Source organism: Aeromicrobium sp. REDSEA-S32_B7, from assembly GCF_001626145.1.
Classification (GTDB): Bacteria; Actinomycetota; Actinomycetes; order Propionibacteriales; family Nocardioidaceae; genus Aeromicrobium; species Aeromicrobium erythreum.
Genome location: NZ_LUNF01000217.1, coordinates 1 through 6,342, shown reverse-complemented (window position 1 = coordinate 6,342; position 6,342 = coordinate 1). Strand labels below are relative to the sequence as shown.

The window sequence follows — 6,342 nt, the reverse complement described above, 5'->3', positions numbered from 1 at the left end:
GCCGAGGAGTCCTTGAGCGCGACGCCGGAGCGGCCCAGACGCCGGGAGCCGTCGACGAGCGCGGCAGCCACCCGCGCCGCCGCCGCGTAGCCCAGACCGTCGGGCGGGTGGATGTTGGAGATGCAGTTCCGCTCGGCGTCGGTGCGCCCGGGGCGAGGGTCGTGCGTCAGGTAGACCCCGAGGCTGTCGGCGACCGACAGGCCCGGGCGCTCGCCGATGACGACGAGCAGCGTCTGCACGCCCAGCGCGGCGCCGACGTGGTCGCCCAGCGCCACCCGTGCCTGGGTGGCGACCACCGGGGCGGCGACGCGCAACCCCGTGCCGAGCGCGTCGACGAGGGCCGTCACGAGCGCGACGCCGTGCTCGGCGACCGCCCGCGGCGACAGGCCGTCGGCCAGCACGACGGCGACGTCGGCGTCGCCGCTCGCGTCGAGGCCGTCGAGCGACGCGGGGCGCCGCCCGAGGTCGGGACGTCGGAGGTACTCGCCGCGACCCTCGGCCAGGCTGCGCACCCGTCGCGTGGCACCGAGGCCGAGTGCATCGAGGCCAGGGACGAGCGCGTCGACGTCGAGCGGCTCGTGCACGGCGTCACGAGCAGCGGCGTGCGCCGCCCGGAACTCCAGCTCGCGCCGCGTCGGCAAGGAGCTGCCGGCCCGCCCCAGCCCGATCCGCGCCTGCGTGGTGCGGCGCAGGCCCGACCACGGGTCGCTCGCCGCGACGTCGGGCGTGCGGGCGTCGCCGCCGCTCACGCCCCGCTCGCGATCGACAGCAGGGGCGAGGCGTCGAGGTCGACGGGCAGCACACGACCCTGCGGGTCGGCCATGCCGAGACCGGCGAGCCACGCCTCGAACTCCGGTGCCGGCCTGAGCCCGAGGACCTGCCGCACGTAGAGCGCGTCGTGGAAGGACAGGCTCTGGTAGCCGAGCATCACGTCGTCGGCGCCGGGCACGGCGATGACGAACGCCGCGCCGGCCACGCCGAGCAGCGTCAGCAGCGTGTCCATGTCGTCGGAGTCGGCCTCGGCGTGGTTGGTGTAGCAGACGTCGACCCCCATGGGCAGGCCGAGCAGCTTCCCGCAGAAGTGGTCCTCGAGGCCGGCCCGCACGATCTGCTTCCCGTCGTAGAGGTACTCCGGCCCGATGAAGCCGACCACCGTGTTGACGAGCAGCGGGTCGAGGGCGCGGGCGAGTCCGTAGGCCCTGGTCTCGAGCGTCTGCTGGTCGACCGGACGACCACCGGTGCCGAGGTGGGCGCCGGCCGAGAGGGCCGAACCCTGACCCGTCTCGAGGTACATCACCTGGTCGCCGACCGTGCCGCGTCCGAGGGAGCGACCCGCCTCGTTGGCCTCCAGCAACAGGCGCACGTCGACCCCGAACGACGCGTTGGCGCCCTCGGTGCCCGCCACCGACTGGAACACCAGGTCGACGGGCGCGCCCTGCTCGATCAGGTCGACCGTCGTCGTCACGTGCGAGAGCACGCACGACTGCATCGGGATGTCGAAGCGCTGGCGCAGGTCGTCGAGGAGGTGCAGCAGCCGCGCCGTCGCCTGGGGCGAGTCGGTGGCCGGGTTGATGCCGATCACGGCGTCGCCGGAGCCCATGAGCAGACCGTCGAGGGTCGCCGCCGCGATGCCGGCCGGGTCGTCGGTGGGGTGGTTGGGCTGCAGTCGGGTCGCGATGCGTCCGGGCAGGCCGATCGTCGTCCGGAAGGCCGACGTGACGCGCGCGGCCTGCGCGACCAGCACGAGGTCCTGGTTGCGCATCAACTTCGAGACGGCCGCCACCATCTCCGGCGTGAGCCCCGGGGCGACCGCCGTGAGCGTCGCGGCCGCGTCGGGACGCGTCGCCGTCGCCAGCAGCCAGTCGCGGAACCCGCCCACGGTCAGGTGGGCCACCGGCGCGAAGGCCTCGGCGTCGTGGGTGTCGACGATGAGCCGGGTCACCTCGTCGCTCTCGTACGGCACCACCTGCTCCTGCAGGAACGTGGTGAGCGGCTCGTCGGCGAGGGCCCACGCGGCCGCCGCGCGCTCGGCGTCGGACTCGGCCGCGCAGCCGGCCAGCTGGTCGCCCGAGCGGACGGGCGTGGCCTTGGCCATCAGGTCGACGAGCCCGTCGAACGTGTAGGTCCGACCGCCGAGCGTGTGCCGCCGGATCACCCGAGGTCCTCCTCCGCGCGGGCCAGCGCGGCGAACTCCTCGTCGGGGGAGGCGGCCACCAGGTGGTGACGGCTGTAGAGGCCGAACCAGGCCATGAAGGCGAGGAAGACGCCCACGCACCACAGTGCCGCGGTGCTGTCGACGAGGAAGGTCGCCACGACGGAGAGCGCCGCGACCACGAGCGCGAAGCCGGTCGTGAGCACGCCGCCCGGCGTCCGGTAGGGCCGGGGCATGTCGGGCTCGCGCACCCGGAGCACGACGTGGCTGACCATCATCAGCACGTAGCTGAGCGCCGCCCCGAACACCGCCATGTTGAGCAGCAGCGCCCCCTCACCGGTCAGCGACAGGCCGAAGCCGATGACGCCCGGCACCACGAGCGCGAGGGTCGGCGTCTTGCGTCGGTTGGTCACCGAGAGCGACGTGGGCAGGTAGCCCGCACGCGAGAGGGCGAAGAGCTGCCGCGAGTAGGCGTAGATGATCGAGAAGAAGCTGGCCACGAGCCCCGCCAGGCCGATGTAGTTCACGACCGTGGCAGCGGCGCCCCCGCCGAGGGCCTCCACCAACGGGTTGCCCGACGACGACATCGCCTCCGCGCCCCCGGCGCCCGGGACGAGCACGAGCACGAGCACGCACGTGAACAGCAGCACCGCCATCGCCGCGATGATGCCGCGCGGCACGTTCCGCTCGGCGTCGGCCGTCTCCTCGGCGGCCAGCGGCACGCCCTCGACCGCGAGGAAGAACCAGATCGCGAAGGGGATCGCCGACCAGATGCCGAGGTAGCCGAAGGGCAGCAGCTCGGACGCACCGGCGGCGCCGGTCGGCGCGATGTCGGTCAGGCGCGAGACGTCGAAGTCGCCGAGCGCGGCGACGGCGAAGACCACGAGGCCCACGAGCGCGACCGAGGTGATGACGAACATGACCTTGAGCGCCTCGCCGACGCCGGCGAGGTGGATGCCGATGAACAGGGCGTACACGGCCAGGTAGACCCACCAGCCGTCGGTGATGCCGAACAGGCCGAGCGACTCGACGTAGGCGCCGATGAAGGTGGCGATCGCCGCCGGGGCGATGGCGTACTCGATGAGGATCGCGGTCCCGGTGGCGAAGCCGCCCCACGGGCCGAGGGCGCGTCGGGCGAACGTGTAGCCACCGCCCGCGGCGGGCAGCGACGACGACAGCTCGGCCATGCCGAGCACGAGGGCCAGGTACATGGCCGCGACGACCACGGTCGCGATGGCGAGCCCGCCGAACCCGCCCTCGGCGAGGCCGAAGTTCCAGCCGGAGTAGTCGCCGGACACGACGTAGCTGACGCCCAGTCCGGCGAGCAGGACCCAGCCGGCCGTGCCGCGTCGGAGCTGACGCTTCTCGAGGTACTCCTGGGCGCTCGCGCCGGAGCCCGACGTCACCGGAGTCTCGTGCTGCTGTGTCATGGGTGCTCCCTCGTCCCGCGCCGCGTCGTGCGACCGGAGCACGACGCTAGTGAGGCCGTGTTGCCCGGATGTTGCCGCGCGCTTACGGGCGAGGCCCAGGTGGGAGCGACGTCTAGGCTGGGGTCATGGCGACGCAGGAGGGACCCCGACGACGCAGCTGGCGTGACCGCACCAACCGCGCCGTGCACGGCGCGACCGCGCGGGTCGACGGCCAGACGGAGGACGCGGCGCGGCGGGCCGTGACCGTCATCGTCCCGACCGTCCGGCTGCTGCGCGTCCCCTCGCTCGTGCTCGCCCTCGCGCCGGTACCCTTCCTCGTCGCCACGGTCGTCCTCGGGCTGGCCGCCGGCGGCACGACGGGCACGGTGCTCGCGGTCGTCGCGCTGGTGGTGGCGCTGGCGCCGGTCGCGTTCGCGGTGCGGCGTCTGCGCCTGCTGCGCGCGGTGGAGGAGCCGGAGCAGCTGGCCACCGAGCTCGGCATCGCGGTGAGCCTGTCCGACAGGGTCGAGGAGGCCCGGGGAGCGCTCACCAGCATCGCGGGCGGCGGAGGACTGCGCTTCGTCTCACGGCTCAAGGGCGTGTGGTCGGGCGTGGGCATGACCGGCCGCTGGATCGACGGCGTCGACGACCTCCCGCGGGCCCGCTGGTTCGTGCCGCCGAAGATCGGCACGACGGTGTCGATCACGATCGCGACGCTGTGGTCCGTGCCGATCTCGGCGCTGCTCGCGTTCTTCACCGCGGTCGCCGCCATCGCCGGGTCGCTCTGAGCCCGTCCCGCTGGAGTCCTGAGCCGATGACCGGTCCGGCGTCCTGGCCACCCGTCCCCACGGTCATCGGGCACCGCGGCGTGCCCGGCCATCGGCTCGAGCACACCCGCGGGTCGTACCTGCTCGCGATCGAGCAGGGTGCCGACTACATCGAGCCCGACGTCGTGGCCACCCGCGACGGTCACCTGGTCGTGCGGCACGAGAACGAGATCGGACACACCACCGACGTCGCCGACCACCCGGAGCTCGCCGACCGGCGCACCACCAAGCGGGTCGACGGCGTGTGGACGAGCGGCTGGTTCACCGAGGACCTCACGCTCGCCGAGGTCAAGACGCTCCGGGTCCGCGAGCGTCTTCCGCAGCTGCGGCCCCAGAACCTCGCCCTCGCCGGCACCGAGGAGGTGCTCACCCTCGAGGAGGTGGTCGACATCGCGCGGCAGGCGCCCCGCCGGGTCGGGGTGTACGTGGAGACCAAGCACCCGAGCTACTTCCGCGAGCGCGGGCTCGACCTCGACGACCTGCTGCTCGACGTGCTGGAGAGGGCCGACCTCAACCGCGCCGACGCCGACGTGCCGGTCGTCGTCCAGTCGATGGAGACCGGGAACCTGCGCGGTCTGCGCCCACGCACGCCGCTGACGCTCGTGCAGCTCATGGACCGCAAGGGCGCACCCTGGGACCTCGAGTCCACCGGCGACCCGCGCAGGTACGCCGACCTGACGACCGGCGCGGCGTTGGCCGAGCTGGCCGAGCACGTCGACGGGATCGGCCCCAACAAGACCCTCGTGATCGCCCGGCGGACGGGCCACTGGCTCGACGGTGAGACCGGGCTCGTGGCCCGCGCCCACGCGGCCGGGCTGCTCGTGCACGTGTGGACGATGCGCGACGAGAACAACTTCCTGCCCGCGGACTTCCGCACCAGCACCGACCGTGCCGCCGCCGGCGACGCCGCGGCGGAGTACCGGGCGTTCTTCGACGCCGGGGTCGACGGGGTCTTCTCCGACTACGCCGCCACGGCCGTCGCGGCCCGCCAGGCGTGGCTGGCGGGCCACTAGGTCTCAGACGTCGTCCGGGACCGGCTCCTGGACCGGGTGGCGGCCTCGTCGTGCGCGACGTCCCACGACGATCGTGGCCAGCAGCCCGAGACCGCCGAGCACGATCAGGACGACGGCCACCAACCGGCCCAGCTCGACGCCCTGGAGGTAGCCCTGGTCGTCGGCCAGCCACGAGCCGGCCGCCGCGAGGAACAGCAGCCCGAAGAACGTGTTGAACGGGTGGACGCGGCGGCGAGGGGAGCTGGTGGTCGTCGCGCTCGTCGGGTCGAGGTCGGGCTCGGGGGCGCTCATGGTGCTCCTGTCGTGGGTCGTCGTACCGTGGGCGGGGCTGTTCATCGCGCGTCCACCACCACGCGGCCGAGGGACTGGTCGACGACGATGGTGAGGGCGTCGGGGTGGGAGCCGCCGGACGTTCCGACCCGCTGGCCGACGCCGCTGCGTCGAGTGTCGAGGATCTCGAGGTCCCCGGCGTCAACCGAGGCCCGGGCCACCACCGGGGTGCCCTCGGGCACCCAGACGGACGTCTCGCCGATCCCGGCCCGCACGCGGATCGTGCGCCCCACGAGGTCGTCGGGGTCGGAGACCGCGTCGAGGTCGAGCTCGAACCGGCCGACGCCGTGCTCGTAGTCGCTCTGGACCTGGGCCGCCGAGGTGGGACGCACCACCTGCTCGCCGACCCGCAGGGTGGGCAGCACCGATGCGAGCGCGAGCAGCGGGAGGAGGGCCACGCCGAGGACGACGAGCGGTCCGCCGCCGCGCGTGAAGGTGCTCAGCACGAGCACCGCGCCGAGCGTCGTGAGCGCGAGCGCCACGTACGCGGGCCAGTCCGGGGCGACGGTGAGGCGCAGGACGGCGAGGGCGATCGCCGTGAGCGAGAGGCCCAGCAGCGTCGGGACCCAGCTGTAGGGCTCACGTGGGCGGCGGGGCGGCTCGGGCCGGAC

The 6,342-nt window shown here is 73.7% G+C and carries 7 protein-coding genes; 2 read left to right on the top strand and 5 right to left on the bottom strand.

Annotated elements, in window-relative coordinates:
- The 3 genes from eutC to eat all read right to left on the bottom strand — a co-directional run.
- A partial coding sequence (gene eutC / locus A6Q79_RS14255; protein WP_317698655.1) for an ethanolamine ammonia-lyase subunit EutC occupies positions 1-749 on the bottom strand: 749 nt, incomplete at its 3' end.
- The gene (locus A6Q79_RS14250) at positions 746-2,155 is read right to left on the bottom strand and encodes an ethanolamine ammonia-lyase subunit EutB (protein WP_286689144.1); all 1,410 of its coding nucleotides are present in this window, start codon (positions 2,153-2,155) and stop codon (positions 746-748) included. The genes A6Q79_RS14250 and eutC, both read right to left, overlap by 4 nt.
- Positions 2,152-3,582 carry an ethanolamine permease gene (gene eat, locus A6Q79_RS14245; protein ID WP_286689145.1) on the bottom strand — a complete coding sequence of 477 codons (1,431 nt, stop codon included), beginning with the start codon at positions 3,580-3,582 and terminating at the stop codon, positions 2,152-2,154. The genes A6Q79_RS14250 and eat overlap by 4 nt, the downstream gene beginning before the upstream one ends.
- A gap of 125 nt (positions 3,583-3,707) precedes the next feature.
- Here eat and A6Q79_RS14240 point away from each other — a divergent pair, with 125 nt between their 5' ends.
- On the top strand, positions 3,708-4,349 hold the full coding sequence (locus A6Q79_RS14240; RefSeq protein ID WP_286689146.1) for a hypothetical protein: 642 nt from the start codon (positions 3,708-3,710) through the stop codon (positions 4,347-4,349).
- A 26-nt stretch (positions 4,350-4,375) separates the two neighbouring features.
- The gene (locus tag A6Q79_RS14235) at positions 4,376-5,401 is read left to right on the top strand and encodes a glycerophosphodiester phosphodiesterase family protein (protein WP_286689147.1); all 1,026 of its coding nucleotides are present in this window, start codon (positions 4,376-4,378) and stop codon (positions 5,399-5,401) included.
- Between the two features lie 3 nt (positions 5,402-5,404).
- On the opposite strand, the gene A6Q79_RS14230 is transcribed toward A6Q79_RS14235, so the two are convergent.
- Complete coding sequence (locus A6Q79_RS14230; RefSeq protein ID WP_286689148.1) at positions 5,405-5,692, bottom strand: hypothetical protein; 288 nt, start codon at positions 5,690-5,692, stop codon at positions 5,405-5,407.
- 41 nt (positions 5,693-5,733) lie between these two features.
- Positions 5,734-6,342 (bottom strand): LiaF domain-containing protein (locus A6Q79_RS14225; RefSeq protein ID WP_317698654.1); only part of this gene is annotated, 609 nt, incomplete at its 5' end.